Below are 26,954 nucleotides of genomic sequence, written 5' to 3' on the forward strand. Positions count from 1 at the left end.
GCCCGCCACACCGGACACCGCGCCCGCGGTTCCGAGCGCCGCGCCCACGCCGACTACACCGGCGGCGTCTACGGCTCCATGCTCGCCGCCTCCGCGGTGGTCGGCGCCGGTCATCTCGGAGAACTGCCCCGCGTGGAGCCGGTGCTGCTGCTCCTGCTGACCGGGGCGGTGTTCTGGACGGCGCAGGTGCACGCCCGGCTGTTCGGGGCCCGCCTGGCGCAGCAGAGCGTGGACCGCGGGGTCCTGGTGCACGTCTGCCGTGACGAGTGGCCGATCCCGAGCCGATCCCGAAGGCCGCCGTGCCGCCCGCCGTCGCCGTGGCCGGACAGGTGGGCCGGCCGCCGGCCGCGGCGGTGCGCGCCGGGGCCTGCCGACGGCAGCCGGCCCTGTCCGCGGCGGTCAACCTGCCGCTGGGGGTGCTGGTCATCACGCTGAAGATGGTCCTGAGGACGTGACGCGGCCACCGGGGCCGCGTTCACCTGCCCCGGGTGAGGGCACCCCGTCCCCGGAGGCGGACGATCGCAGGACAGGGCGCACCGCACACCCCACACCGCCCGGGAGAGCAGCACATGCGCTACGAGATCCGCATCGACGGGCAGATGTCGGAGACCCTGGCCAAGGTCTTCCCGGAACTGGACCACGTCATGATGGCCGGACAGACCGTGCTGTTCGGGCCCGTCGTCGACGCGGCCCACCTGTACGGGCTGTTGAGCCGCTTCCAGTCGCTGGGGCTCAGGGTCGTGGAGATGCGCCAGCTGCCGGAGTGAGCGGCGGGCCGGAGGGAGCCGAAGGCCGGGCGGGCGGTCACAGGGCGGCGGTGGGGATCCTGCCGGAGCGGCCGGCGGCGCCGAGGGCTTCGAAGTCCCGGTCGTTGCGGTCGGCGTAGGCCTGGGCGAACAGCGTGAGGGCGCGGTCGAATCGGTCGCCGCCGCCCAGGTAGCCGGCGATGGCGATCGGGTCGCCTGAGCGGGCGTGGGCCCGGGCCAGACTCGCCCCGCACAGCCGCGCGAACAGCCGGAGCATGCCGGGATCCATGGTCTCCGGCCGGGCGATCCCCTTCCAGTCGCGCAACTGCCGCACATAGAAGTCCCGCTCCCGGCCGTCGAGGCCCACGGCGTGCGTCCAGCCCAGCAGGATGTCGCTGGTCGTCTGGATCAGCCGCTGCCCCGCCACGACACGGCGGCCCTCGTTGTCGTAGCGGACGCCCCCGGTATGGGCGGCGAGCACCGACTCCTGGGCCTCCTTGGCCTGGAGCAGCAGTGGATCGTCGTCGTCGCGGCCGAGCAGCAGCACGATCCAGCAGCGGGTGCCGACACTGCCGACGCCCACCACCTTGCGGGCGATGTCCACCAGCCGGAAGCGGCGCAGCAGGTGCCGCCGCTCGGACGACAGCGTGCGGACGTACCCCTCGAGGACCGTGCGCAGCTCCTGCTCCTGCGCGGCGGAACCGGTGGCCAGGTCGCGCAGCGGAGTGATCAACGGCGGATCCGCCGCGACCCGCCGCCCCTCGGGGGTGGCGACGGTGAGCCGTGCGAAGGCCTGCAGATGCGTGCGGGTGCGGGCCTTCGCCGTCGCCTCGTCGGTGCGGCGCCTGGCCCGCTTGGTCATCGAGGCGGCCGTCAGCTCCCGCAGGCGGTCGGCGTCGTCCTGCGCGTACCAGATGTCCAGGGTGCGCATGCCGGCGAAGTCCCGCATCCGCCGCCGGTAGGCCGCCACGCACGCCCGTACCGCGCCGTCCTGCTCTTCGGCCTCGAACCCGTTGGCCCGGGCCGCGATGGCGAAGCTGGCCGCGAGACGCTTGACGTCCCACTCGAAGGGGCCGGCCAGGGTCTCGTCGAAGTCGTTGATGTCGAAGACCAGATGGCGCTCCGGTGTGGCGAGCAAACGGAAGTTCAGCAGATGGGCGTCGCCGCACAGCTGCACCCGCAGCCCGGTGTCGGCGGTGGACCCGAGGTCCGCGGCCATGATCGCCGCGGCGCCGCGGTAGAAGCGGAACGGTGATTCGAGCATGCGGCCGTAGCGGACCGGAACCAACTCCGGTACACGTGTGGCGGACTGGCGCTCCACCACCTCCACCGGGTCGAACCGTCCGGGGTCCCTGGCGAACCGGCCGTGCGACGAACGCGGCGAGCGGCGCCGCGCGGCGCGGCCCTGGGCGGCCCGCTCCGCGGGTGACAGGAAGGCGGCAGTGGTGCCGGGCATGGTCATCGCTGGTTCCTCCGGCCGTGCGGGAAGTCGTCCCCCAAATCCCGGTCCCGCCGGCGCAGCCCCGCCTGCACCGCGCCCGCGAGGATCTTCGCGGCCACCCCCACCAGCAGCAGACCGCCCAGCATCTGGCACATCGCCAGGACCCGTCCGGGCTGGGAACGAGCCGTGATGTCGCCGTAGCCGACGGTCGTGAACGTGGTGAGCGTGAAGTACAGGGAGTCCGTCTTGGTGAGCGGCTCGCTGAACGAGCCGGGTGCGGTGTGCTCCAGCAGGAAGTAGGCGCCCGCGAAGAGCAGCAGGAACAACGCCAGCGTGGTGGCCAGGGCCTCCAGCGCCTTCAGCCGCGGCCAGGGCGAGTCCACGATGGCCCGCACCTCCCACCAGAAGACCACCACGACCAGCGCCAGTCCGCAGACGAGCACCGCCGAGGCACCGGCCGTCAGACGGCCGTCCAGGGGGAGCACGTAGTAGACGGTGACCAGCCCCGTCGCGATGAGGACCGCGCGCCCGAGCGCCGCGCCGGACGCCCGCCGCCGACGCGACGTCCGTCCCCGCGGCTCCTGTGCCGGTGGCTCCCGTCCCTGCGTGTCGCGAGTCCGCGGCTCCCGTCCGCGCGGCTCCCGCTCGGGCGGAGGCCGGACGGCACCGGTCCGGGCGGTCGGTCGGTCCTTCATCGCTGTCTCCCGCTCCTGTGCCCGGCACCGCGGGCGGCCGGTCCGCCATCCCCCAAGCCTCACCACAGGTACGGCGCGGACGGGTCACCCGCCGGGGGTGACCCGGTGCCGTGGCGGCGCGCACCCGCCGGCCGCCGGGGCGTTCCGGGTCCGTCGAGACGGTCCAGACGTTCGCCCCGCCGCCGCACGATCACCCTCCCCGGGTGAGGCACCCGGGCATCCGCGCCCACACGCCGGAACGGCTATGGGCCCGCGCGCTCAGCCGCGCCGGCGCACCAGCAGCAGCGCCACGTCGTCGTCCGGCTCCGGGCGCAGCGCCCCGAGCAGGTGGTCGCCGGTCCGCTGCAGGTTCGGCGTCGCGCTTTCCAGCAGACGGGTCAGCGTCTGAAGGCCGGTGTCGATCGACTCACCGCGGGTCTCCACCAGCCCGTCGGTGTACAGCGCGAGCAGGGCGCCCGGGGCGAGCTCCACCTCCACCGTGCCGAACTCCACGCCGCCCACCCCGAGCGGCACCCCACCGGGCACCTCGACGAGGCGGGCGGTTCCGTCCGGGCCTGCGAGCACGGGCGGCAGGTGGCCGGCGCTGGACAGCTCGCAGACGCCGCGCTCCAGGTCGCAGACGGCGTACACGCAGGTGGCGATCGTGTCGCCGAGCGAGCCCGTGATGTCGTCGAGGTGCCGCAGCAGCTCGGCGGGCGGCAGGTCGAGCCGGGCCAGAGCCCGGGTCGCCGTGCTCAGCTGACCCATGATCGCCGCGGCCTGGACGCCCTTGCCCATCACGTCCCCGACGACCAGCCCGGTGCGCCCCGGCCCCAGCCGCAGCACGTCGTACCAGTCACCGCCCACCTCACTGAGGGCCGGACGGTAGCGGGCGGCGATGTCGAGCCCCTCCTGCGCCGCGGGCGCCGCCGGGAGCAGACTGCGCTGGAGGGTCAGCGCGGTGCCGCGCTCCCGTCCGTAGAGGCGGGCGTTGTCGATGCAGATGGCCGCGCGGGCGGCGAGTTCGGAGGCGAGCAGCTGGTCCCGGGCGTCGAAGGGGCGCTCGTTGACCGTGCGGTACAAAGAGAGCGTGCCGAGCACCTTGCCCCGGGCCACCAGCGGCAGCGCCAGGTAGGAGTGGGCGCCGGCCTCCTGCAGGGCCTGGGCGGCGTGCGCGTCCCGGGCGAGGCGCCGCAGCATCCGGGAGTCCACGTGCTCGACCAGCACCGGGCGGGCGCTGCGCACGCACCGCGTGATCATCCGCGACGAGCCGTAGGTGGCCACCTCGCCCACCGGGTCGGCCGCGTGGATGGCGTCGGTGCGGTACGCGGCCGCGACGGCCAGCGCCCGGAACTCGGCCGGAGCGCCGCCTGTCACGGGCACGATGGTGCCGTGGGCGACCACCGACTCCAGCACGTCCACGGCGGCCAGGTCCGCGAGCTGCGGCACGACCACGTCGGCCAGCTCCCGGGCGGTCTGCCGCAGGTCCAGCGTGGTGCCGATCCGCATCCCCGCATCGGCGATCACCGACAGGTGCTGGCGTGCCTGCGCGACCTCGGCCGCGGCCTGCTGGCGCTCGGTGACGTCCAGCACGGCCATGGCGAGGCCCAGCACCCGCCCGTCGATGTCCTCGATGCGGTGGTACGACTCCGAGTAGGCCCGGTACCGCGCGTCCCCGGCCGTGCGGCCGACGGTCTGCTGGTCCAGCAGCGGGCTGCCGGTCCGCAGCACGTGCCGCATCCGGGTCTCGATGGCCGCCGTGTCCAGGCCGGTCAGCACCTCGCCGATCCGGCGCCCCAGCACGGCCTCCTCGGGCACGCCGTTGATCCGCTCCAGCGCCGGGTTGATCCCCACCCAGCGCAGGTCGTTGTCGAAGACGGCGATGCCGAGCGGGGTCTGGTTGACGAGGCTGTGCGAGAGGGCGAGGTCCCGCTCCACCTTCCGTACCGTCGTCGCGTCCGTGGCGAGTCCCAGCAGATGGGGCTGTCCCTCGGGGTCGAGGAGGCGCATCGTGCGGAACTCCACGGCGCGTGCCGTACCGTCGCGGTGGCGCAGCGGGAAGACACCGGCCCAGCGCCCGCCCGCACTGACCTGGGCGAACAGTTCCCGCCCCCGGGCCCGGTCCGCGGGCGCGACCAGCAGGGTGTCGGCGCGCTGCCGCAGCGCCTCCTCGGCGCTCCAGCCCAGCAGCTGCTCGATCTCGGGGCTCCACAGGGCGATGTGCCCGGACGCGTCCAGGACGACGGCGGCGACCTTCAGCAGGTCCAGCAGCGCGCCGGGGGCGCCCGCGACGGCGTCGGGGTCCGAGGTCGCATAGCCGCTCATGCGAGCCGCTCCTTCCGGCGCGGCAAGAGGTACCGCCGAGATCCGTTTCAGGCCGTCCGATGAGGTCACAGTACGGTCGGCGGAGCGACACTGTCGCGCCGAAATGACAAAAAACCGTCGTCATGAGAGCGAGAGGACGCCGTCTTGAGGGACTGGACGTTACGCGAGGAGCTGGCCACCGCTTCGGGCACCGTCCGCTGGGACCGGTTCGGGGACCCCGGTGGCGAACCGGTCGTGCTGCTGCACGGCACGCCCTTCTCCTCGTACGTGTGGCACGAGGTCGCTCCCGCGCTCGCCGCCGCCGGGCACCTGGTGCACGTGTGGGACATGCCGGGCTACGGCAGCTCCGAGATGCGGTCCGGCCAGGACGTCTCACTGGCCGTCCAGGGCCGGATCCTCACCGAGCTGCTCGCCCACTGGGGCCTGGAGGAGCCGTCCGTCGTGGCGCACGACTTCGGCGGCTGCGTGGCGCTGCGCGCCCACCTGCTGCACGGCGCCCGCTACCGGCGGCTCGCGCTGGTCGACGCGGTGGCCCTCAGGCCCTGGGGCACCGCCTTCTTCCGGCTCGTCGGGGGGCACGGCCACGTCTTCGAGCAGCTCCCGGCGGCGCTGCACCGGGCCCTGGTGCGGGAGTACGTCGCCTCCGCGAGCCACCTCGGTCTGCGCCCCGCCACGCTGGACGCGCTGGTGTGGCCGTGGACGGGGGAGAGGGGCCAGGCCGCCTTCTACCGCCAGATCGCGCAGGCCGACCAGCGCCACACCGACGAGATCCAGCCGCTGTATCCGACGCTCGACCTGCCCGTCACGGTCTGCTGGGGCGCCGAGGACACCTGGGTCCCCCTCGCCAAGGGGGAGGAGCTGGCCGGCCTGATCCCCGGTGCCCGGCTGGTGCGCGTCCCGCAGGCCGGGCACCTCGTGCCCTTGGACGCGCCCGCCCGGCTCACGAGTGAGCTGCTCGCCTTCCTCCGGAGCTGAACCGCAGGCGCACAGGGCGCAATCATCAGGACCGCACAAAGTCCGACGCGGTCATTGCTTCGGTTGTGTTCGGGTCCTAGGGTGTGCCTGCTCAGCAGTTGCTCCGTCACCGTCAGTTACCCACGCCCCGACAGAAACACCCATCGCGGGTGCGCTGTTGAGGAACGCGTCTGACGTGCCCTCAGTCCGTGCAGCACCACCCTGTCGAACCGAGGAAGGCCACGGTATGCCGCACCCGCACCCGTCTCCCGCCGACCGGCCCGCCCACCCCGAGCGGCCGGTCGTCAGCCGTCGCCGTCTGCTGGAGGGAGGAGCCGCCGTGCTGGGGGCGCTGGCGCTGTCCGCGTCGCCCGTCGCGGCCCACGCGGCCGGCCGGCGCCCGGCGGCGGACGGCTCCCCGGAGTGGAACGACGGCCTGTCGGTGTACCGCGTGGGCACCGAGCCGCCGCACACCACGCTCATGCCCTACGCCGACCTCGGCCAGGCGCTGAGGGCCGACCGCGAGCGCTCGCCGTACCGGCTGAGCCTGGACGGCACCTGGAGGTTCGCCTACGCGGACCGCCCCGACGACCGGGACCCCGACTTCCACCGCACCGACGTCGACGACTCCGGCTGGGACACCATCCCGGTGCCCTCCGCCTGGCAGCTGCACGGCTACGACTTCCCGATCTACGTCAACATCACCTACCCCTGGTGGGGCCCCAACGGCGGTGGCGAGAACGCCCAGCCGCCGGCCGCCCCCACCCGCTACAACCCCGTCGGCCAGTACCGCCGCACCTTCACCGTCCCGCGCGGCTGGCAGGGCCGGCGCACCTTCCTGCACTTCGAGGGCGTCAAGTCCGCCCACTACGTGTGGATCAACGGTGAACTGGTGGGCTACCACGAGGACTCCTACACCTCCGCCGAGTACGACATCACCCGCCACCTCAAGCCGGGCACCAACCAGATCGCCGTCGAGGTGTACCGCTACTCCGACGCGGAGTGGCTGGAGGACCAGGACATGATCCGGCTGAGCGGCATCTTCCGCTCGGTCCACCTCTACTCCACGCCGAACGTGCACCTGCGCGACTTCAAGCTGGACACCCCGCTCGGCGACGGCTACACCTCCGCCGAGCTCGAGGTCACCGCGCACGTGCGTGACTACGGCGGCGAGGGCGCGGGCCGCTACACCGTCGAGACCCAGCTGTACGACGCCCGCGGCCACGCGGTCTGGTCCCGGCCCCTGAGCCGCCCCGTCGACGTCCCCGACGGCGAGGAGGCCATCGCCGAGGCGTCCCGGTCCGTCCCCTCACCGAAGCTCTGGTCTGCCGAGCACCCGAACCTCTACACCGCCGTGCTGCGCCTGCGCGACCCCTCCGGCGACGTGATCGAGACCCTCTCCCACCGGGTCGGCTTCCGCGAGTTCGCGCTCAAGGACGGCCTGATGCGCATCAACGGCAAGCCCGTCTCCTTCCGCGGCACCAACCGGCACGAGATGCACCCCGCCACCGGCTCGGCGCTGACCCGCGCGCAGATGGTCGAGGACATCGGCATCATCAAGCGGCTCAACATCAACAGCGTCCGCACCTCGCACTACCCCAACAGCCCGCTGTGGCTCGAACTCGCCGACGAGTACGGCCTCTACCTCGTCGACGAGACCAACCTCGAAACCCACGGCATCCGTGACAGGTACCCCGGCAGCGGTCACCCCGAGTGGACCGAGGCGTGCGTGGTGCGCGCCCGGAACATGGTCCACCGGGACAAGAACCACGCCTCGGTGGTCATCTGGTCCCTCGGCAACGAGGCGGGCGGCGGCACCACCTTCAACGCCATGTACGACTGGATCCGCTCCTACGACCCCACCCGCGTCATCCAGTACGAGGGCGACGACCGCCCGGGCATCAGCGACATCCGCTCCGAGATGTACGACAGCCCGCAGCGGGTCGAGCAGCGTGCGAAGGACACGTCCGACACCCGCCCGTACGTGATGATCGAGTACTCCCACGGCATGGGGAACTCCAACGGCAACTTCAAGAAGTACTGGGACGTCGTCCGCCGCCACGACGTCCTCCAGGGCGGCTGGATCTGGGACTTCGCCGACCAGGCCCTCAGCTGGCCCACCCCTTCCCGCAAGCTGCTGACCGAGTCGGGCCCGGGTGCGCTGCGCGGCGAGATCATGGCGCCCGCAGGCACCTTCGACCGCGCCAACGGCGTCTTCGGCGGCACCGTCTTCGCGCGCGACCCCCGCCTCGACATCACCGGCTCCCTCACCCTGGAGGCCTGGGTCACCCCGCACGTCACCGGCGGCCACCAGCCCCTCCTCGCCAAGGGCGACACGCAGTACGCCCTCAAGCAGACCGAGCGGACCCTGGAGTTCTTCATCCACGGCGGCGGCCAGTGGGTCACCGCGAGCTGGGCCCTGCCCGAGGACTGGACCGGCAGGGAGCACCACATCGCGGGCGTCTACGACGCGGACGCGGGCACGCTCACCCTCCACGTCGACGGCCAGGTGCGCGGCACCCGCACCACCACCCGGCGCCCCGGCGTGAACACGGCGTCCCTGTCGCTCGCCACCGACATCGACAACCCGACCCGGGAGTTCAGCGGCACCATCCGCCGGGCCCGTGTCTACGCCCGCGCCCTCGGCGCCGCCGAGCTCGCCTCCGGCACCCGCGGCCCGGACGACGAGGGCGTGCGCTTCTGGTTCGACGCGGCCACCGCCGGCTTCACCGAGAAGCGCCCGCGCGACAGGACGTTCCACGCCTACGGCGGCGACTGGGGCGACAACCCCAACGACGGCGCCTTCTCCGGCGACGGCATCGTCACCGCCGACCGCGGCCTCACCGGCAAGTCCGCCGAGGTCAAGCAGATCTACCAGGCGATCAACGCCGCCCCGGCCTCCGGCGGCCCCGGCGCCGTGACCCTCACCAACGAGTACCTCTTCACCAACCTCCGCCAGTTCGACGGCCGTTGGTCCCTGGTCGCCGACGGCAAGGTCGTCCAGCGCGGCCGGCTGACCCGCGAGCAGCTGGACGTCGCGCCGCTCTCGAGCAAGGACATCAAGGTGCCGGTGCGCCTGCCGGCCCAGCCCGCGCCCGGCACCGAGTGCTTCCTCCAGCTGTCCTTCACCACCAAGGAGCCCGCACCCTGGGCGAAGGCGGGTTTCGAGGTGGCCAAGCAGCAGCTCGCCCTCGACGCGGGCGCCCCGGCCGTCAAGCCGGCCCCGCTGCGCAGCGTCCCCGCCCTGCGTCACACCGACGGGGCGAAGACCGTCACGGTGGAGGGCGAGGGCTTCGCGCTCACCGTCGACAAGGCGACCGGAACCCTCACCTCCTTCGAGGCGGGCGGCGAGCGGCTCGTCACCTCCGGCCCCGTCCCGAACTTCTGGCGGGCGCCCACCGACAACGACCGGGGCAACGGCCACCACACCCGCAACCAGGTCTGGCGCGACGCCGGGGCGCGGCGGACCGTGGCGGACGTCCGGGTCCGGCCGCTGGACGACCGGGCGGTGGAGATCACGTTCACCGGCACCCTGCCGACCGGCACGGCGTCGACGTTCAGCACGACGTACACGGTCTTCGGCAACGGCGAGATCAAGGTCGACCACACCCTGCGCCCCGGCGCGGCCGGCCTGCCGTACATCCCCGAGGTCGGCACCCTGCTGTTCCTGCCGCGCCGCCTGGACCGGCTGCACTACTACGGCCGCGGCCCCGAGGAGAACATGTGGGACCGCAACAACGCCACCGATGTGGGCCTGTACTCCGGGAAGGTCTCCGAGCAGTGGACCCCCTATCTGCGCCCCCAGGAGAACGGCAACAAGACCGACGTCCGCTGGGCCGCGCTGACCGACGGGCGGGGGCGCGGACTGCTCGTCTGCGGTGAGCCCCTGCTGGAGGTCAACGCCTCGCACTTCACCCCGGAGGACCTGTCGGTGGGAGCCCGCCACGACTACCAGCTGACCCCCCGGGACGCGGTCGTGCTGCGCCTCAACCACCGTCAGATGGGCGTGGGCGGCGACAACAGCTGGGGCGCCCACACGCACGACGAGTTCAAGCTGTTCGCCGACCGCGACTACGCCTACACCTACCGGCTGCGCCCGCTGACGCGCGTGAGCGAGGCGATGCGGGTCTCGCGACGGCCGACCGCCACCGAATAGCGCGGGCGAGGGGACGGCGGCGCCGCGTCAGTCGGCGGCGTCGCTGATCCCCAGGCGCAGGTGCTCCACGTGGTACACCGCCTGGTCGAGCAACGCGGCGACATGGTGGTCGTGCAGCGCGTAGACGACCGAACGGCCCCGGCGCTCGCCCACCACCAGGCCCAGATTGCGCAGCAGCCGCAGCTGGTGCGAGCAGGCCGACTGCTCCATGCCCACCTCGGCCGCCAGCTCCGTGGCGGGCAGCGGCCCCTCGCGCAGGCGCGCCAGGATCAGCAGCCGGGAGGGTGTGGACAGGGCCTGGAGCGTGGTGGCCACCTTCGCGGCGTTCTCCGCGTCCAGGCGTACGCGCCGCGCGGCGTCCTGCGCGGGGATGACGGCTCCATGACCCATGGCGTCATCGTACCGGGCGGGGACGAACATATGAATGAATCTTCATCTGTCCCGGTGCGCGGTGTCCTGCCGTGAGGTCCATGTCGGATTCTCGCCAGACCCCGGCCGTCCCCGTGCCCGATGCTGGAGGCATGCAGATGGGGATGCACACCGACACCGAGCGCTGCGTGCGTGCCGTGAGGTCCAAGGACGCGCGGTTCGACGGATGGTTCTTCACGGCCGTCCTGACCACCGGCATCTACTGCCGTCCCAGTTGCCCGGTGGTGCCTCCCAAGCCGGAGAACATGGTCTTCCACCCCAGCGCGGCGGCCTGCCAGCAGGCCGGGTTCCGGGCCTGCAAGCGCTGCCGGCCCGACACCAGCCCCGGCTCCCCGGAGTGGAACCAGCGCGCCGACCTGGTGGCCCGGGCCATGCGGCTGATCGCCGACGGCGTCGTGGACCGCGAGGGCGTCCCCGGGCTCGCCGCCCGGCTCGGCTACAGCACCCGGCAGGTCGAACGCCAGCTCCTCGCCGAGCTGGGCGCCGGCCCCCTCGCGCTCGCCCGCGCCCAGCGCGCCCAGACGGCCCGGCTGCTCATCGAGACGACGGCCCTGCCGATGGCGCAGATCGCCTTCGCCGCGGGCTTCGCCTCGATCCGCACCTTCAACGACACGGTCCGCGAGGTCTTCGCCCTCTCCCCGGGCGAGCTGCGCACCCGCGCCCCGAAACGGCAGGGCCCGAGCACCCCCGGAGCGCTCTCCCTGCGGCTGCCGTTCCGCGCCCCGCTCAACCCCGACAACCTCTTCGGCCACCTCGCCGCGACGGCCGTACCCGGCGTGGAGGAGTGGCGGGAGGGCTCCTACCGGCGCACCCTGCGCCTGCCGTACGGCCACGGCATCGTCTCCCTCACCCCCCGCCCCGACCACATCGCCTGCCGCCTCACCCTCGGCGACCTGCGCGACCTGACCGTCGCCATCAGCCGCTGCCGGCGCCTGCTCGACCTGGACGCCGACCCCGTCGCCATCGACGACCAGCTGCGCACCGACCCCGTCCTCGCGCCGCTGGTGGACAAGGCGCCCGGGCGGCGCGTCCCGCGCACGGTGGACGAGGCGGAGTTCGCCGTGCGGGCCGTGCTCGGCCAGCAGGTCTCCACCGCCGCCGCCCGCACCCACGCGGCCCGCCTGGTCACCGCGCACGGCGAACCGGCCGACGACCCCGAGGGCGGCCTCACCCACCTCTTCCCGGCCCCCGAGGCGCTCGCGGCGCTCGACCCGGACACCCTGGCGCTGCCCCGCACCCGCCGCACCACCTTCACCACCCTGGTCCGCCGGCTCGCCGACGGCGACCTCCAGCTCGGTGTGGAGAGCGACTGGCCGCGCACCCGCGCCCAGCTCCTCGGCCTGCCCGGCTTCGGCCCCTGGACGGCCGACGTCATCGCCATGCGGGCCCTCGGCGACCCCGACGCCTTCCTCCCCACCGACCTCGGCATCCGCCGCGCCGCCCGGGACCTGGGCCTGCCCTCCACGCCCGCGGCGCTCACGGCACGCGCGGCGGCCTGGCGCCCCTGGCGGGCCTACGCGGTCCAGTACCTGTGGGCGACCGACAGCCACCCCATCAACTTCCTTCCGGCATAGGGACATCGATGAAGCAGCACACCGTGACCGACAGCCCCTACGGCCCCCTCACCCTCGTCGCCGACGACGGTGTCCTGTGCGGCCTGTACATGGAAGGCCAGCGCCACCGCCCGCCGGAGGAGACCTTCGGCCCCCGCGACGACACCCTCTTCGCGGCAGTGGAGGAGCAGCTGAAGGCGTACTTCGCGGGCGAGCTGCGGGAGTTCACCGTCCCGCTGCGCCTGACCGGCACCCCGTTCCAGCGCCTGGTCTGGGAGGAACTGCGCCGCATCCCCTACGGCGAGACCCTCACCTACGGCCGGCTCGCCGACGCCCTCGGCAGCCCCACCGCCTCCCGCGCGGTCGGCCTCGCCAACGGGCGCAACCCGATCGGCGTCATCGTCCCCTGCCACCGCGTCATCGGAGCCAACGGCAGCCTCACCGGCTACGGCGGCGGCCTGGAACGCAAGCAGCGCCTCCTGGACTTCGAGCGCGGAGCGGCCCTCTTCTGAGGGACCCCCAGCCCGGGGTCCGGTACGGCGGTTCCTGGTGACCGAGCCGGGCGGCAACTGCCTTTCTCCGTCCGGGCCCTGCACCACGCGTCCCTGCCTGGCGGACGCCCAGGGGGACCGGGCGGCGGCCGTGAAGGCCGTGGACCGGGTCCAGGCGGGTGGTCAGCCGGCCCGGTGGCCGTTTTCCAGCTCCGCCGTGCCCGAGCCGTCCGCCAGGACGTCCAGGCCCGCCAGGACGCGGCGGCCGAGGGCGCCCGGCAGGTACTGGGTCAGCTCCTCGCGCGGGACCAGCCGCCAGGACAGCAGTTCCTCCTCCTGCAGGCGGATCGCCTTCAGGTCGTCCTCGCCGAGCACCCCGCCGTCGTACAGGTACGCCACCAGCGGCGGGCGGCCCGTGCCGTGCACCCAGTCCACCGCCAGCAGCCGGCCGAGCTCACGGTCCAGGCCGATCTCCTCGGCCGTCTCGCGCCGCGCGCCCTGCCGCGGGGTCTCCCCGTCGTCGGACTCGACGGTGCCGCCCGGCAGCGCCCAGCCCTCCCGGTAGCTGGGCTCCACGAGCAGGACCCGCCCCTCACCGTCCCGGAACAGCGCGGCGGCGCCGGCCAGGACGCGGGGCAGGGAGGCGATGTAGGCGGCGTAGTCGGCAGAAGCGCTCATGAGGGGGAGAGTAGCCACCGGCCGCCCGCCCCAAGCCTCCCGGCTCAGATCTCCGGCTCCGCCAGCCGCGCCGTCCGCTCCGCCAGCTCGCTGATCCGTACGCCGTCGAAGCCGAACACCGCGCTGCGGACCGTGTCCTGAAGCGGGACCTTCCACTGGTCCGGGATGGCCGCGGCCCCGCCGAACACGCCCGCCACCGAGCCGGCCGTCGCGCCGTTGGAGTCGGTGTCCAGGCCGCCGCGGACGGTCAGCGTGATGGTGCGGGTGAAGTCGCCGTCGCCGTACAGCAGGCCCGCCGTGATGACGGCGGCGTTCGGGACGGTGTGGATCCAGCCCATCCCCACGGTCTCCTCGGAGACCGTGGTGAGCGTGTCCTCCCAGGACATCCGCGTGTCGTGCAGGGAGGCCACGCGGCGCACCGTGCGGGCGAGCCGGCTGCTCGCCGGGATCACGGTCAGGGCCTCGTCGACGGCGTGCCGCACGGTGGGCGCCGTGAACGCCGACGAGATCAGCGCCGCCGCCCACATCGCGCCGTACACGCCGTTGCCGGTGTGCGAGAGCACGGCGTCCCGCCGGGCCAGCGAGGCGGCGCGGCGCGGCAGGCCCGGAGAGGTCCAGCCGTAGACGTCGGCGCGGATGAGGGCGCCGATCCACTCCTGGTACGGGTTGTCGTACGTCGCCGTCAGCGGTGGCTTGAGCCCGTTGGCGAGGTTGCGGTAGGCGGCCCGCTCGGCCGTGAAGGTCTGCAGGTACGGCAGCCGCAGCAGCCACAGGTCGCCGACCTGCTCGGTGCTGAAGCCGAAGCCGTGCGTCTCCAGCAGGTGCAGGCCGAGGATCGCGTAGTCGACGTCGTCGTCGCGGCAGCTGCCGTGGATGCGGCCGCGGACGCACTGGCGCCATTCCGGGCGCAGCTCGAAGCCGTCGTGCTCGCTGACCGGCTCGGGCAGGTAGTCGGTGAGGGGGAGGGCGGCGGCCTGCCGGAGGTAGCGGTCGATGCGGTCGCGGGTCCACACCGCGCCCTGCTCGACCGGCTTGCCGAGCATGTTGCCCGCGATGCGGCCCTGCCAGCCGCCGAGGATGCGGTTCGCCAGGTCTGTCTCGGTGCGTGCGGGGGTCATGGTTACGGTCTACCCGTTTCGGCGCGCGGTCCGAGGGCTGGGCAGAAGCTGACGGCCGGGTCGTCCTCCGGTTAAGGTCGCAGCGGCGCGACTGGCCCTGACGTGCGTGAGGGCCCGGAGAGCAAGGGGAGTGCAAGTGGCGGACGCTGCAGTGAGCGGCACCCGAAGGACACAGCGGACACAGCGGGTGCTCGTCGCCGCGGACAAGTTCAAGGGGTCCCTGACGGCCGTGGAGGTCGCCGAGCGGGTGACGGCCGGGCTGCGCCGGGCGGTGCCGGGCCTTGAGGTCGAGGCGCTGCCCGTGGCCGACGGCGGCGACGGGACCGTGGCCGCGGCGGTGGCGGCCGGGTTCGAGCGCCGGGAGGTACGCGTCGCCGGTCCCCTCGGCGACGAGGTGACGGCGGCGTTCGCGCTGCGCGAGGGCACCGCCGTCGTGGAGATGGCCGAGGCCAGCGGGCTGCAGCGGCTGCCGGCCGGGGTGTTCGCCCCGCTGACGGCGTCGACGTACGGCTCCGGCGAGGTGCTCCGGGCCGCCCTGGACGCGGGGGCCCGCACGATCGTCTTCGGGGTCGGCGGCAGCGCCACCACCGACGGCGGCGCCGGGATGCTGTCGGCGCTGGGCGCCCGGTTCCTGGACGCGGACGGAGAGCCGGTGCCCCCGGGCGGCGGTGGCCTCACCGAGCTGGCCACGGCGGACCTGTCGGGCCTCGACCCGCGCCTCGCCGAGGTCGAACTGGTCCTCGCCAGCGACGTCGACAACCCGCTGACCGGCCCGGAGGGCGCGCCCGCGGTCTACGGGCCGCAGAAGGGCGCCTCACCGGACGACGTCGAGGCCCTGGACGCGGCCCTCGCCCACTTCGCGAAGGTCCTGGAGGGCCCGGCCGGCCCCAGGGCCGCCGAGTACGCCGCCGCGCCGGGCGCGGGAGCCGCCGGTGGTATCGGCTACGGCGCGCTGCTGCTCGGCGCCCGCTTCCGTCCCGGCATCGAGGTCATGCTCGACGTGCTGGGTTTCGCCCCCGCGCTGGACCGCGCCGATCTGGTGATCACCGGCGAGGGCTCGCTCGACGAGCAGACCCTGCACGGCAAGGCCCCGGCGGGCGTGGCCGCCGCGGCCCGGGCGGCGGGCAAGGACGTCGTGGCGGTCTGCGGCCGCCTGGCCCTGCCCCCGGAGGTCCTGGGCCGCTCCGGCTTCCGCCGCGCCTACCCCCTGACGGACGCCGAGCCGGACGTGGCCACGTGCATCGCGCAGGCCGGCCCGATCCTGGAACGCGTCGCGGAACGCATCGGCCGGGACTTCCTGACCTGACCGGTGGTTCCCAGTCCGGCCGGGCCGCGGGGCGGACCGGCCGAGCACGCGGCGAGGGCCCCGAGCAGCATGCTCGGGGCCCTCGCCGTGGTCGCCTCGCGTCAGGGCAGCTGCGCCGCCCGTGCCTCACGTCGGTTGTCGCGGAAGTTGTTCACCCGCCGGGCCGTCGCGAACAGCGGGATCACCGCGCCCATGACCAGCTGCAGCGCGCAGCCCGTCTGCAGCAGCAGCTGTCCGCTCGGCGCGTCGAACGCCCACGCCGCCAGCAGCCCCATGCTGAGCACGATCCAGGACAGCATCGCCACCGCGAGCCGGCCCCGGGGTTTGGGGTATTCCACCCGGGACACCATCAACCAGGCGGTCCCCAGAATCGCCAGCAGCGTCGCCACGAAGGGCAGCTCCAGCAGCACGATGGACACGACGGTCAGCGCGCCGAACGGCGACGGCATGCCCTGGAAGGTGCCGTCCTTGACCGTGACGCACGAGAAGCGCGCAAGCCGGAGCACCACCGCCAGCAGGACCACGATCGCCCCGACCGCCGCCACCCGCTGGTGCGCGTCGTCCGCGACCATGCCGTACACCAGCACGAAGTACGCCGGCGCCAGCCCGAAGCTGATCAGGTCGGAGAGGTTGTCCAGCTCCGCGCCCATCGGCGAGGAGCGCAGCTTGCGCGCCACCAGGCCGTCGAAGAGGTCGAAGACCGCCGCGCAGAGCATCAGGATGACCGCCGTGGCCGCGCTGTGGCGGGCCATGCCGGTCTCCTGGCTGCCCGTGAGGTGCGGGATCAGGATTCCGGTGGTGGTGAAGTACACCGCCATGAAGCCGCACGTGGCGTTGCCGAGTGTCAGGGTGTCCGCTATCGACAGGCGCAGGGAGAGGGGCATTTCCTCCTCTTCGTCGACCTCGTCGGCCTCCGGGACCCAGCCGGCCTTGGTGTCAGGATCAATCACGGTCAATGCGAGTCACCCCAGCCACGGTCTTCTGCCCCACCTCGACCGCGACCTCCACGCCCTCGGGCAGGTAGAGGTCGACACGCGAGCCGAAGCGGATCAGGCCGATCCGCTCGCCCTGCTCGACCTTGGTGCCCTGGGGCACGTAGGGGACGATGCGGCGGGCGACCGCGCCGGCGATCTGGATCATCTCGATGTCGCCGAGCTCGGTGTCGAAGTGCCAGACGACGCGCTCGTTGTTCTCGCTCTCCTTGTTGAAGGCGGGAACGAAGCCACCGGGGATGTGCTCGACGGACGTCACCGTGCCGGCCAGCGGGGCGCGGTTCACGTGGACGTTCAGCGGGCTCATGAAGATCGCGACGCGGGTGCGGCCGTCCTTCCACGGCATGATGCTCTGCACCACACCGTCGGCGGGCGAGATGACCCGGCCCTGGGTGATCTCGCGCTCGGGGTCGCGGAAGAACCACAGCATCCCCGCCGCGAGCGCGGTGGCGGGAACGGCGACGGCCTTGGCCGCGCCGGAGCGGCGGGCGCGGGCCAGGCTGAGGGCTGCGGTGGCGACGGTCGGAAGGAGCCACGGCGATGCTCCGCGCGCGAGGCGTACGCCGGCCCGGCTGTCGCGAGGTGCAGAGGTTTGGCTGTGGGGCATGGATGACCTTCGTAGCGGATGATGCCGCACTCTGACGGGGGACGGCGGCTTTCCGGCGATCGTAGCGGCTCGGGGCCGTAACTGGGTAAGCCAGGCAGCCGAGTCGGCGGCCGAAGAGTGCGGACGGGGTGTGATCTTCTTCTCCAAGAAAACACCCCGTATCCGGGCATTCAGCCCTGGAATCGATACTCCTCGAGCAGGCGCCTGCCGATGATCATTTTCTGGATCTCGGCGGTGCCTTCACCGATCAGCAGCATCGGCGCCTCGCGGTAGAGACGTTCGATCTCGTACTCCTTGGAGAAGCCGTAGCCGCCGTGGATCCGGAAGGCGTCTTCCACGACCTCCTTGCAGTATTCGGAAGCGAGATACTTCGCCATACCGGCTTCAAGGTCGTTTCGTTCCCCGGAGTCCTTTTTGCGTGCAGCGTTCACCATCATCGCATGGGCGGCCTCAACCTTGGTAGCCATCTCCGCCAGCTTGAACTGGATCGCCTGGTGCTGGGCGATCGGCTTCCCGAAGGTGTGGCGCTGCTGCGCGTACCGCACGCCCAGTTCGAACGCACGCTGAGCGACGCCACAGCCACGCGCCGCGACGTTCACGCGGCCCACCTCGACGCCGTCCATCATCTGGTAGAAACCACGGCCGGTGACCCCGCCGAGCACGCGATCCGCAGGAATCCGCAGGCCATCCATGATGAGTTCGGTGGTGTCCACCCCCTTGTAGCCCATCTTGTCGATCTTGCCGGGGATGGTGAGGCCGGGCCGCACCTCGCCGAAGCCGGGCTCCTTCTCGATGAGGAAGGTGGTCATCGACTTGTGGGGCGCGGTGCCCTCGGGGTGACCTTCGTCACTTCGCACCAGAACGGCCACCAGAGACGACGTACCGCCGTTCGTGAGCCACATCTTCTGGCCGTTCAGGACGTACTCGTCACCGTCCCGCACCGCCTTCGACGTGATCGCCGACACGTCCGAGCCGAGGCCCGGCTCCGACATCGAGAAGGCACCCCGGATGTCGCCGGCCGCCATCCGCGGCAGGAAGTGGTCCTTCTGCTCCTGCGTGCCGTGCTGCTTGAGCATGTACGCCACGATGAAGTGGGTGTTGATGATGCCGGACACCGACATCCACCCGCGGGCGATCTCCTCCACGCACAGCGCGTAGGTCAGGAGCGACTCGCCCAGCCCCCCGTACTCCTCGGGGATCATCAGGCCGAACAGGCCCAACTCCTTCAGCCCGTCGACGATCGCCTGCGGGTACTCGTCGCGGTGCTCCAGCTCCGTGGCGACCGGAAGGATCTCCTTGTCCACGAAGTCCCGGACGGTGGACAGGATCTCCTGCTGGACGTCCGTCAGACCGGCGGTCTGGGCGAGTCGCGCCATGACTACTTCTCCTGCTCCCTGAGCTCGGGGCGGCCGGGCTGCTCGCCGCCGCGCTCCTTGATGTACGTCTCGGTCGGCACCATCACCTTGCGGCGGAACACGCAGACCAGCGTGCCGTCCTGCTTGTAGCCCCTGGTCTCGACGTAGACGATGCCGCGGTCGTCCTTCGACTTCGACGGCCACTTGTCGAGCACCGTCGTCTGGCCGTAGACCGTGTCGCCGTGGAAGGTCGGCGCCACGTGCTTCAGCGACTCGATCTCCAGGTTGGCGATGGCCTTGCCGGAGACGTCCGGCACGGACATGCCGAGCAGCAGCGAGTAGATGTAGTTGCCCACGACGACGTTCTTGCCGAAGTCGGTCGTCTTCTCCGCATAGTTCGCGTCCATGTGGAGCGGGTGGTGGTTCATGGTGAGGAGACAGAACAGGTGGTCGTCGTACTCCGTGACCGTCTTGCCCGGCCAGTGCTTGTACGTCGCGCCGACCTCGAACTCCTCGTAGGTGCGTCCGAACTGCATGGCCGTCACGCCTCCGGGATCTCGAACGTGCTGGTGCGCCGCATGCCGGCGGCGCGTCCCTTGCCGGCGATGACCAGGGCCATCTTGCGGCTGGCCTCGTCGATCATCTCGTCGCCGAGCATCGCCGAGCCCTTCTTGCCGCCCGCCTCGGACGTGTAGTACTCGTACGCGTCCAGGATCAGCTCGGCGTGGTCGTAGTCCTCCTGGGAGGGCGAGAAGATCTCGTTGGACGCCTCGACCTGACCCGGGTGCAGCACCCACTTGCCGTCGAAGCCGAGCGCGGCGGCGCGCCGGGCGACCTCGCGGTAGCCGTCGACGTTGCGGATCTGCAGGTAGGGGCCGTCGATCGCCTGGAGGTTGTTGGCGCGGGCGGCCATCAGGATCTTCATCAGGATGTAGTGGTAGGCGTCCGCCGGGTAGCCGGGCGGCTGCTCGCCCACGACCAGCGACTTCATGTTGATGGAGGCCATGAAGTCGGCCGGGCCGAAGATGATCGTCTCCACGCGCGGGGAGGCCTGCGCGATCTCGTTGACGTTGTTCAGGCCCCGGGCGTTCTCGATCTGCGCCTCGATGCCGATGCGGCCGACCTCGAAGCCCATGGTCTTCTCGATCTGCGTCAGGAGCAGGTCGAGGGCGACGATCTGCTGGGCGTCCTGGACCTTCGGCAGCATGATGCAGTCGAGGTTGGGGCCGGCGCCCTCGACGACCGTGACGACGTCGCGGTACGTCCACTCGGTCGTCCAGTCGTTGACCCGGACCACGCGTGTCTTGCCCGTCCAGTCGCCCTCGTTGAGGAACTTCACGATGGTGTGCCGCGCCTCGGGCTTGGCCAGCGGGGCGCAGGCGTCCTCCAGGTCGAGGAAGACCTGGTCCGCCGGGAGGCCCTGGGCCTTCTCCAGGAAGCGCGGGTTCGAGCCCGGCACCGCCAGGCAGGAACGCCGCGGGCGAAGGCGGTTGACGGTCGTCATGCGGGGACCTCCAGGGGGTCGAGCTTGTTCGCTTTCCGGATCTCGTCGACGATGCGGCCGATGATTCCGGTGATGTCGAAGTCCTTCGGGGTGAAGACCGCGGCCACTCCGGCTGCCCTGAGCTGCTCGGCATCACCGCTCGGGATGATGCCACCGGCGATCACCGGTATATCTGTGGCACCGGCCACACGCAGCCGTTCGAGGACGTCCGGCACCAGCTGGGCGTGCGATCCGGACAGGATGGACAGGCCGACCGCGTGCACGTCCTCGGCCACGGCCGCGTCCACGATCTGCTCGGGCGTGAGCCGGATGCCCTGGTAGACCACCTCGAATCCGGCGTCCCGGGCGCGGACCGCGATCTGCTCGGCGCCGTTGGAGTGCCCGTCCAGGCCCGGCTTGCCGACCAGGAAGCGCAGCTTGCCCACACCCAGGTCCTTGGCCGTCAGCTCCACCTTGCGGCGCACCAGGGCCAGGGCGCTGCCCTCCTCCACGGGCACGGCCACCGGCGCCGAGGAGACGCCCGTGGGCGCCCGGAACTCGCCGAACACCTCGCGCAGGGCCCCGGCCCACTCGCCGGTCGTCGCGCCGGCGCGGGCGCACTCCAGCGTGGCCTCCATGAGGTTCTCCGTGCCGCGGGCCGCCTCCTTCAGCCGCTCCAGGGCCTTGCAGGGCCGCGGGTGGTTGAAGGGCGGCTGGTACCGGGTGTCGCGCCACTGCTGGAGCGCGGCGATGACCCGGGCCTCGACGGCCGGGTCCACCGTCTGGATCGCGGTGTCCAGGTCGGCGGTGAGCGGGTTGGGCTCGGTGCCCTCGAAGACGTTGACGCCGACGATCTTCTCCTGGCCGGACTCGATCCGGCCCCGGCGCTCGGCGTGCGAGGCGACCAGCTGCGACTTGAGGTAGCCGGACTCGACGGCCGCCATCGCGCCGCCCATCGCCTCGATGCGGTCCATCTCGGCGAGCGCCGCCTCGACCAGGCCCGTGACCTTCTCCTCGATCACCTTCGAGCCCTCGAAGATGTCGTCGTACTCCAGCAGGTCGCTCTCGTAGGCCAGCACCTGCTGGATGCGCAGCGACCACTGCTGGTCCCAGGGGCGCGGCAGGCCGAGGGCCTCGTTCCAGGCGGGCAGCTGCACGGCACGCGCGCGGGCGTCCTTGGAGAGGGTGACGGCCAGCATCTCCAGCACGATCCGCTGGACGTTGTTCTCCGGCTGCGCCTCGGTCAGACCGAGCGAGTTGACCTGGACGCCGTAGCGGAAGCGGCGGTGCTTGGGGTTCTCGATGCCGTACCGCTCACGGGTGATCTTGTCCCAGATACGGCCGAACGCGCGCATCTTGCACATCTCCTCGATGAAGCGGACGCCCGCGTTCACGAAGAACGAGATGCGGCCGACGACATCGCCCATGCGCTCCCGCGGCACCTGGCCGGAGTCGCGCACGGCGTCGAGGACGGCGATCGCGGTGGACATCGCGTACGCGATCTCCTGGACCGGCGTGGCGCCCGCCTCCTGCAGGTGGTAGCTGCAGATGTTGATCGGGTTCCACTTCGGCAGGTGGGAGACCGTGTACGCGATCATGTCCGTCGTCAGACGGAGGGAGGGCCCCGGGGGGAAGACGTGCGTCCCCCGGGACAGGTACTCCTTGACGATGTCGTTCTGGGTCGTGCCCTGGAGCTTGGTGATGTCGGCGCCCTGCTCCTCGGCGACGACCTGGTAGAGCGCCAGCAGCCACATGGCCGTGGCGTTGATGGTCATCGAGGTGTTCATCTGCTCCAGGGGGATGTCCTGGAACAGCCGGCGCATGTCACCGACGTGCGCGATCGGCACGCCGACCCGGCCCACCTCGCCGCGGGCGAGGACGTGGTCGGAGTCGTAGCCGGTCTGCGTCGGCAGGTCGAACGCCACCGACAGACCCGTCTGGCCCTTGGCGAGGTTGCGCCGGTACAGCTCGTTGGACGCCTCGGCCGTGGAGTGACCGGCGTAGGTCCGCATGAGCCACGGCCGGTCCCTTTCCTTTCGCGCCTGTGCCCGAGGGCGCTCTGTGCCCGTGGGCACAGGCGCGGTCTGACGCTCAGTCATCTATGACCCCGGGTGTCTCAGATGTTGCGGAAGCGGTTGATGGCGTCGATGTGCTGGGCGCGCTTGGCGTGGTCGCGCACGCCCAGGCCCTCCTCGGGGGCCATGCACAGCACGCCGACCTTGCCCTGGTGCAGGTTGCGGTGCACGTCGTAGGCCGCCTGGCCGGTGTCCTCCAGGGAGTACACCTTGGACAGGGTCGGGTGGATCTTGCCCTTCGCGATGAGCCGGTTGGCCTCCCAGGCCTCGCGGTAGTTGGCGAAGTGCGAGCCGATGATCCGCTTCAGCGACATCCACAGGTAGCGGTTGTCGTACTCGTGCATGTAGCCCGAGGTCGAGGCGCAGGTGGTGATGGTGCCGCCCTTGCGGGTGACGAAGACGGACGCGCCGAAGGTCTCGCGGCCGGGGTGCTCGAAGACGATGTCGATGTCCTCGCCGCCGGTGAGCTCGCGGATGCGCTTGCCGAAGCGCTTCCACTCCTTGGGGTCCTGGGTGTTCTCGTCCTTCCAGAACCTGTAGCCCTCGGCGTTGCGGTCGATGATCGCCTCGGCGCCCATCGCCCGGCAGATCTCCGCCTTCTGCGGCGAGGAGACCACGCAGATCGGGTTGGCGCCGCCGGCCAGCGCGAACTGGGTGGCGTAACTGCCGAGTCCGCCGCTCGCGCCCCAGATGAGCACGTTGTCGCCCTGCTTCATGGCGGCGCCGTTGCGGGAGACCAGCTGCCGGTAGGCGGTGGAGTTGACCAGGCCGGGGGCGGCGGCCTCCTCCCAGCTGAGGTGGTCCGGCTTGGGCATCAGCTGGTTGGACTTCACCAGCGCGATCTCGGCAAGGCCGCCGAAGTTGGTCTCGAAGCCCCAGATGCGCTGCTCCGGGTCGAGCATCGTGTCGTTGTGGCCGTCGCTGGACTCCAGCTCGACGGACAGGCAGTGCGCGACGACCTCGTCGCCGGGGCGCCAGGCGTTGACGCCCGGGCCGGTGCGCAGCACGACGCCGGCGAGGTCGGAGCCGATGATGTGGTACGGCAGGTCGTGGCGCTTGGCCAGCTCGCTGGTGCGGCCGTAGCGCTCCAGGAAGCCGAAGGTGGACAGCGGCTCGAAGATCGACGTCCACACCGAGTTGTAGTTGACCGAGGAGGCCATGACGGCCACCAGGGCCTCGCCCGGGCCCAGCTCGGGCAGCGGCACCTCGTCCAGGTGGATCGACTTGCGGGGGTCCTTGTCGCGCGTGGCGAGTCCGGCGAACATCTCCGTCTCGTCCTTGTGCACGGTGATCGCGCGGTACGACTCGGGCAGCGGGAGGGCGGCGAAGTCCTCCGACGTGGAGTCGGTCGACTGGATCGCGGCCAGGATGTCCTTCACGGTCACGGTGTTGCCTCCGGCGGTGAGCGCCCTGAGGGAGGGGCGCCGATGGTTACGTCGGTGCTGCTGAGGGTTCGAGGGTGTGCCGTCGGTTCGGCGGTGGTGCTGTTCGGCAGCGCTGGTGGCGCGGGAGGTTGCCTGTGACGCAGGCGCCCGGGGCGGACGGGCACGAGGCCCGCTGGGACGCCGCCCGGACCTCTTCAACGTATGACACCGCGTGTCACCCCGCAAGGCACTGAGTGCCAGAAATTGCTCTCAGATGAAATCTTTGCGTAACACATGAGCGATGATCGATCGAACGGCCGCGCCGAAGGCCTGCAAAACGGGCCCTGACATGCCAAAACGGCCACCCCGGCGGGGTGGCCGTCATCACAGCGGCGAGAGCGTGGCGGGAGCCGCTCAGCGCTCCTTGAGTGCCTGCTCGATCGTCCGCATGACCTCGTCGAGCGGGGCGTCGGTGCGGGCGACCGTGACCAGCACCTCGCCCTGCGCCGAGGCCGTCGCCGCGGCCGGCTGCGGCTGCGCCGAGCGCCCGGCGCCGATCCCGGTGCCGAACGTCCGGCGCACGATCGCGAAGGCGTGGTCCAGCTGCGCCTCCACGTCCCCCTGCCCGCCGGCCCTCAGCCAGCGCCGCAGCACGTGGTTGTGGGCGGTGACGACCGCGGACGCGGCGACCTCCGCCAGCAGCGGGTCGTCGTTGGCGTCGTCGGCGTGCGCGCGCTCGTCGAAGTGGCCGAGGAGATAGCGGGTGAACAGGCGCTCGTAGCGGGCCACCGACGCGATCTCCGCCTCGCGCAGGGTGGGCACCTCGCGCGTCAGCTTGTAGCGGGCGACCGAGATCTCCGGCCGGGCCGCGTACATCCGCATGACTTCCTTGATGCCGCGGCACACCGTGTCGAGCGGATGCTCGTGCGCGGGCGCGGCGTTGAGCACCGCCTCGGCGCGGATCAGGGTGTCGTCGTGGTCGGGGAAGATCGCTTCTTCCTTGGAGCGGAAGTGGCGGAAGAAGGTGCGGCGGGCGACCCCGGCCTGGGCCGCGATCTCGTCGACGGTGGTCGCCTCGTACCCCTTGGTCGCGAACAGCTCCATCGCGGCGGCCGCCAGTTCCCGGCGCATCTTGAGCCGCTGGGCGGCGGCACGGGAGCCTGCGGCGGTTTCCGGCGCGTCGGCCGTAGCTGGTGTACGTGCGGACTTGGCGGGCTGGGACATGCCCTGAACGTACTGCATGTGCGCAGCTCGGTGCGCATGAGCCGGTCCTCCGCCCCCGCCGCGGGGAGGCGGGAACCGGTCCGGGCCGAGCAGGCCGCCCCACTCGGAACCGGACCGGAACCAGTCGCCGGGACGCTCAGCGCTTGGCATATTCGCGGAAGCCACGGCCGGTCTTGCGGCCGAGGCAGCCCGCGGCCACCAGGTGCTCCAGCAGCGGCGCCGGGGCGAGGCCCGGGTCGCGGAACTCGCGGTGCAGGACCTTCTCGATGGCGAGCGAGACGTCGAGCCCGACGACGTCCAGCAGTTCGAACGGGCCCATCGGGTAGCCGCCGCCCAGCTTCATCGCCGCGTCGATGTCGTCGAGCGAGGCGTAGTGCTCCTGGACCATCTTGATCGCGTTGTTGAGGTACGGGAACAGCAGCGCGTTCACGATGAAACCGGCGCGGTCCCCGCAGTCGACGGCGTGCTTCCCGATCCTGCCGCAGACCTCGCGGACCGTGGCGTGGACGTCGTCGGCGGTCAGCACCGTGCGGACGACCTCGACCAGCTTCATGGCCGGTGCCGGGTTGAAGAAGTGCATGCCGATCACGTCCTGCGGGCGCGAGGTGGCCCGGGCACAGGCGACGACCGGCAGGGACGAGGTGGTGGTGGCCAGGACCGCGCCGGGCTTGCAGACCTTGTCCAGCGCGGCGAACAGCTGCCGCTTGACCTCCAGGTCCTCGGCGACCGCCTCGACGGCCAGGTCGACACCGGCGAAGTCGTCGTACGTGCCCGTGGCCGTGATGCGGTCCAGGGTCTCGGCGGCGGCCTCGGCGGTCATCCGGCCCTTGTCGACCGAGCGGGCCAGGGACTTGCCGATCCGGGCCTTGGCGGTCTGCGCCTTCTCCTCGCTGCGGGCCGCCAGCACGACGTCGTACCCGGCCTTGGCGAAGACCTCCGCGATACCGGAGGCCATGGTGCCGGAACCGGCGACGCCGACCGAGGAGACGCTCCGGCCGGGGACGCTCTGGCCGCCCTCCGCCGGGGTCAGCGCGTCCCGCACGACCGTGCCGCTGCCCGGCGCCTCGTAGGTGTAGAAGCCGCGCCCGGCCTTGCGCCCGGTCAGGCCGGCCTCGCTGAGCTGCTTGAGGAGGGGCGCGGGGGCGTGCAGCCGGTCGCGGGACTCCGCGTACATGGCCTCCAGCACCGTGCGGGCGGTGTCCACACCGATCAGGTCCAGCAGCGCCAGCGGACCCATGGGCAGACCGCAGCCGAGCCGCATCGCGGCGTCGATGTCCTCGCGGGAGGCGTACTTCGCCTCGTACATCGCGGCGGCCTGGTTGAGGTAGCCGAACAGCAGGCCGTCGGCGACGAAGCCGGGCCGGTCGCCGACCGCGACGGGCTCCTTGCCCAGGTCGAGCGCGAGGTCGGTGACCGCCGTGACCGCCGCGGGCGCGGTCAGCACCGAGGAGACGACCTCGACCAGGCGCATCGCCGGGGCCGGGTTGAAGAAGTGCAGGCCCAGCACCCGCTCGGGACGCGCCGAGTCGGCGGCCAGCCGCGTGACGGACAGCGCGTTGGTGCCGGTCGCCAGGATGGTCCCGGGCCGCACGATCCCGTCGAGCTCCCGGAAGATCTGCTGCTTGATCTCGTACGACTCCGGCGCGACCTCGATGACCAGGTCGGCGTCGGCCGCGGCCCGCAGGTCGGCGGAGGTGCGCACGCGGCCCAGGATCTCGGCGCGCTCCTGCTCGGTGAGGCGCCCGCGCTCGACGCCGCGGGCCGTGGAGGCCTCCAGGGCGGCGACGCACTTCGCGGCCTGGACCTCGCTGATGTCGATGCCGACGACCTCGCGGCCGGCTTTGGCGAGGACCTCGGCGATGCCGGTGCCCATCGTGCCGAGGCCGACGACGGCGACGGTGCGCAGCGGGGACTGGGACGGGTCGGAAAGGGGAGTGGCCATCGCGGGACTCCAGGATGAGGGTGACGACGGGGAACGCGGCC

Annotated in this window: 21 protein-coding genes and 1 pseudogene; 7 read left to right on the forward strand and 15 right to left on the reverse strand. The window is 72.0% G+C overall.

Annotated elements, in window-relative coordinates; translation table 11 throughout:
* Both RIN80_RS08970 and RIN80_RS08975 read left to right on the forward strand, forming a co-directional pair.
* A pseudogene (locus RIN80_RS08970) lies at positions 1–455 on the forward strand (hypothetical protein); the annotation flags it as partial.
* 114 nt (positions 456–569) lie between these two features.
* Entirely contained in the window at positions 570–767 is a 198-nt protein-coding gene (locus RIN80_RS08975) for a hypothetical protein (protein ID WP_309094990.1), read from the forward strand.
* Between the two features lie 37 nt (positions 768–804).
* On the opposite strand, the gene RIN80_RS08980 is transcribed toward RIN80_RS08975, so the two are convergent.
* From RIN80_RS08980 to RIN80_RS08990, 3 genes are all read right to left on the reverse strand, one after another.
* Positions 805–2,202, reverse strand: coding sequence for a DUF2252 domain-containing protein (locus RIN80_RS08980; protein ID WP_375141650.1), 1,398 nt, complete (start codon positions 2,200–2,202; stop codon positions 805–807).
* Between the two features lie 2 nt (positions 2,203–2,204).
* Positions 2,205–2,672, reverse strand: a complete 468-nt coding sequence (locus RIN80_RS08985; protein ID WP_309094992.1) for a potassium channel family protein — start codon at positions 2,670–2,672, stop codon at positions 2,205–2,207.
* A gap of 468 nt (positions 2,673–3,140) precedes the next feature.
* Positions 3,141–5,186 (reverse strand): SpoIIE family protein phosphatase, encoded by a 2,046-nt coding sequence (locus RIN80_RS08990; protein ID WP_309094993.1) that lies wholly within the window; start codon positions 5,184–5,186, stop codon positions 3,141–3,143.
* Between the two features lie 144 nt (positions 5,187–5,330).
* Here RIN80_RS08990 and RIN80_RS08995 point away from each other — a divergent pair, with 144 nt between their 5' ends.
* Together RIN80_RS08995 and RIN80_RS09000 are read left to right on the forward strand one after the other, a co-directional pair.
* Positions 5,331–6,161 carry an alpha/beta hydrolase gene (locus tag RIN80_RS08995; protein WP_309094994.1) on the forward strand — a complete coding sequence of 277 codons (831 nt, stop codon included), beginning with the start codon at positions 5,331–5,333 and terminating at the stop codon, positions 6,159–6,161.
* A 226-nt stretch (positions 6,162–6,387) separates the two neighbouring features.
* A complete protein-coding gene (locus RIN80_RS09000; RefSeq protein ID WP_309094995.1) occupies positions 6,388–10,296 on the forward strand; it encodes a glycoside hydrolase family 2 TIM barrel-domain containing protein in 3,909 nt (1,302 codons plus the stop codon).
* A 27-nt stretch (positions 10,297–10,323) separates the two neighbouring features.
* Here RIN80_RS09000 and RIN80_RS09005 read toward each other — a convergent pair whose 3' ends face one another.
* Entirely contained in the window at positions 10,324–10,686 is a 363-nt protein-coding gene (locus RIN80_RS09005; protein ID WP_309094996.1) for a metalloregulator ArsR/SmtB family transcription factor, read from the reverse strand.
* A gap of 131 nt (positions 10,687–10,817) precedes the next feature.
* Between RIN80_RS09005 and RIN80_RS09010 the strand changes: the two genes are divergently transcribed.
* Together RIN80_RS09010 and RIN80_RS09015 are read left to right on the forward strand one after the other, a co-directional pair.
* Complete coding sequence (locus RIN80_RS09010; protein ID WP_309094997.1) at positions 10,818–12,299, forward strand: AlkA N-terminal domain-containing protein; 1,482 nt, start codon at positions 10,818–10,820, stop codon at positions 12,297–12,299.
* 8 nt (positions 12,300–12,307) lie between these two features.
* Positions 12,308–12,790: a methylated-DNA--[protein]-cysteine S-methyltransferase gene (locus tag RIN80_RS09015; RefSeq protein ID WP_309094998.1), complete on the forward strand. Its 483-nt coding sequence runs from the start codon at positions 12,308–12,310 to the stop codon at positions 12,788–12,790.
* Positions 12,791–12,952: 162 nt separating this feature from the next.
* On the opposite strand, the gene RIN80_RS09020 is transcribed toward RIN80_RS09015, so the two are convergent.
* Positions 12,953–13,447 carry an NUDIX hydrolase gene (locus RIN80_RS09020; protein WP_309094999.1) on the reverse strand — a complete coding sequence of 165 codons (495 nt, stop codon included), beginning with the start codon at positions 13,445–13,447 and terminating at the stop codon, positions 12,953–12,955.
* A gap of 44 nt (positions 13,448–13,491) precedes the next feature.
* Positions 13,492–14,565 carry an ADP-ribosylglycohydrolase family protein gene (locus RIN80_RS09025; RefSeq protein WP_309095000.1) on the reverse strand — a complete coding sequence of 358 codons (1,074 nt, stop codon included), beginning with the start codon at positions 14,563–14,565 and terminating at the stop codon, positions 13,492–13,494.
* A 187-nt stretch (positions 14,566–14,752) separates the two neighbouring features.
* On the opposite strand from RIN80_RS09025, the gene RIN80_RS09030 reads away from it, so the two are divergent.
* The gene (locus RIN80_RS09030) at positions 14,753–15,871 is read left to right on the forward strand and encodes a glycerate kinase (protein ID WP_309095023.1); all 1,119 of its coding nucleotides are present in this window, start codon (positions 14,753–14,755) and stop codon (positions 15,869–15,871) included.
* Positions 15,872–15,972: 101 nt separating this feature from the next.
* Here RIN80_RS09030 and pssA read toward each other — a convergent pair whose 3' ends face one another.
* The 9 genes from pssA to RIN80_RS09075 form a co-directional block, all read right to left on the reverse strand.
* The gene (gene pssA, locus RIN80_RS09035; RefSeq protein WP_050810223.1) at positions 15,973–16,755 is read right to left on the reverse strand and encodes a CDP-diacylglycerol--serine O-phosphatidyltransferase; all 783 of its coding nucleotides are present in this window, start codon (positions 16,753–16,755) and stop codon (positions 15,973–15,975) included.
* 58 nt (positions 16,756–16,813) lie between these two features.
* Positions 16,814–17,470 carry a phosphatidylserine decarboxylase gene (locus tag RIN80_RS09040; RefSeq protein WP_003994082.1) on the reverse strand — a complete coding sequence of 219 codons (657 nt, stop codon included), beginning with the start codon at positions 17,468–17,470 and terminating at the stop codon, positions 16,814–16,816.
* A gap of 170 nt (positions 17,471–17,640) precedes the next feature.
* Entirely contained in the window at positions 17,641–18,846 is a 1,206-nt protein-coding gene (locus tag RIN80_RS09045; RefSeq protein WP_309095001.1) for an acyl-CoA dehydrogenase family protein, read from the reverse strand.
* Between the two features lie 2 nt (positions 18,847–18,848).
* Entirely contained in the window at positions 18,849–19,361 is a 513-nt protein-coding gene (locus RIN80_RS09050; RefSeq protein ID WP_309095002.1) for a MaoC family dehydratase, read from the reverse strand.
* Between the two features lie 5 nt (positions 19,362–19,366).
* The gene (locus tag RIN80_RS09055; protein ID WP_309095003.1) at positions 19,367–20,329 is read right to left on the reverse strand and encodes a CoA ester lyase; all 963 of its coding nucleotides are present in this window, start codon (positions 20,327–20,329) and stop codon (positions 19,367–19,369) included.
* Positions 20,326–22,407, reverse strand: coding sequence for a protein meaA (locus tag RIN80_RS09060; RefSeq protein ID WP_309095004.1), 2,082 nt, complete (start codon positions 22,405–22,407; stop codon positions 20,326–20,328). The genes RIN80_RS09055 and RIN80_RS09060 overlap by 4 nt, the downstream gene beginning before the upstream one ends.
* Positions 22,408–22,424: 17 nt before the next feature.
* Positions 22,425–23,768: a crotonyl-CoA carboxylase/reductase gene (ccrA, locus tag RIN80_RS09065; protein ID WP_309095005.1), complete on the reverse strand. Its 1,344-nt coding sequence runs from the start codon at positions 23,766–23,768 to the stop codon at positions 22,425–22,427.
* Positions 23,769–24,161: 393 nt separating this feature from the next.
* Entirely contained in the window at positions 24,162–24,971 is an 810-nt protein-coding gene (locus RIN80_RS09070) for a TetR family transcriptional regulator (RefSeq protein WP_309095006.1), read from the reverse strand.
* 136 nt (positions 24,972–25,107) lie between these two features.
* The gene (locus RIN80_RS09075; RefSeq protein ID WP_309095007.1) at positions 25,108–26,913 is read right to left on the reverse strand and encodes a 3-hydroxybutyryl-CoA dehydrogenase; all 1,806 of its coding nucleotides are present in this window, start codon (positions 26,911–26,913) and stop codon (positions 25,108–25,110) included.
* Positions 26,914–26,954: the final 41 nt, after the last annotated feature.

The sequence above is a fragment of the Streptomyces sp. genome, from assembly GCF_031181705.1.
Taxonomy (GTDB): Bacteria; Actinomycetota; Actinomycetes; order Streptomycetales; family Streptomycetaceae; genus Streptomyces.

Excerpts from the sequence above, each read along its gene's own strand:
- RIN80_RS08975 (WP_309094990.1), top strand. The coding sequence starts at position 570 with ATGCGCTACGAGATCCGCATCGACGGGCAGATGTCGGAGACCCTGGCC.
- RIN80_RS08980 (WP_375141650.1), bottom strand. The coding sequence starts at position 2,202 with ATGCCCGGCACCACTGCCGCCTTCCTGTCACCCGCGGAGCGGGCCGCC.
- RIN80_RS08990 (WP_309094993.1), bottom strand. The coding sequence starts at position 5,186 with ATGAGCGGCTATGCGACCTCGGACCCCGACGCCGTCGCGGGCGCCCCC.
- RIN80_RS09000 (WP_309094995.1), top strand. The coding sequence starts at position 6,388 with ATGCCGCACCCGCACCCGTCTCCCGCCGACCGGCCCGCCCACCCCGAG.
- RIN80_RS09005 (WP_309094996.1), bottom strand. The coding sequence starts at position 10,686 with ATGGGTCATGGAGCCGTCATCCCCGCGCAGGACGCCGCGCGGCGCGTA.
- RIN80_RS09010 (WP_309094997.1), top strand. The coding sequence starts at position 10,818 with ATGCAGATGGGGATGCACACCGACACCGAGCGCTGCGTGCGTGCCGTG.
- RIN80_RS09015 (WP_309094998.1), top strand. The coding sequence starts at position 12,308 with ATGAAGCAGCACACCGTGACCGACAGCCCCTACGGCCCCCTCACCCTC.
- RIN80_RS09020 (WP_309094999.1), bottom strand. The coding sequence starts at position 13,447 with ATGAGCGCTTCTGCCGACTACGCCGCCTACATCGCCTCCCTGCCCCGC.
- RIN80_RS09025 (WP_309095000.1), bottom strand. The coding sequence starts at position 14,565 with ATGACCCCCGCACGCACCGAGACAGACCTGGCGAACCGCATCCTCGGC.
- pssA (WP_050810223.1), bottom strand. The coding sequence starts at position 16,755 with ATGCCCCTCTCCCTGCGCCTGTCGATAGCGGACACCCTGACACTCGGC.
- RIN80_RS09040 (WP_003994082.1), bottom strand. The coding sequence starts at position 17,470 with ATGCCCCACAGCCAAACCTCTGCACCTCGCGACAGCCGGGCCGGCGTA.
- RIN80_RS09045 (WP_309095001.1), bottom strand. The coding sequence starts at position 18,846 with ATGGCGCGACTCGCCCAGACCGCCGGTCTGACGGACGTCCAGCAGGAG.
- RIN80_RS09050 (WP_309095002.1), bottom strand. The coding sequence starts at position 19,361 with ATGCAGTTCGGACGCACCTACGAGGAGTTCGAGGTCGGCGCGACGTAC.
- RIN80_RS09055 (WP_309095003.1), bottom strand. The coding sequence starts at position 20,329 with ATGACGACCGTCAACCGCCTTCGCCCGCGGCGTTCCTGCCTGGCGGTG.
- RIN80_RS09060 (WP_309095004.1), bottom strand. The coding sequence starts at position 22,407 with ATGACTGAGCGTCAGACCGCGCCTGTGCCCACGGGCACAGAGCGCCCT.
- RIN80_RS09070 (WP_309095006.1), bottom strand. The coding sequence starts at position 24,971 with ATGTCCCAGCCCGCCAAGTCCGCACGTACACCAGCTACGGCCGACGCG.
- RIN80_RS09075 (WP_309095007.1), bottom strand. The coding sequence starts at position 26,913 with ATGGCCACTCCCCTTTCCGACCCGTCCCAGTCCCCGCTGCGCACCGTC.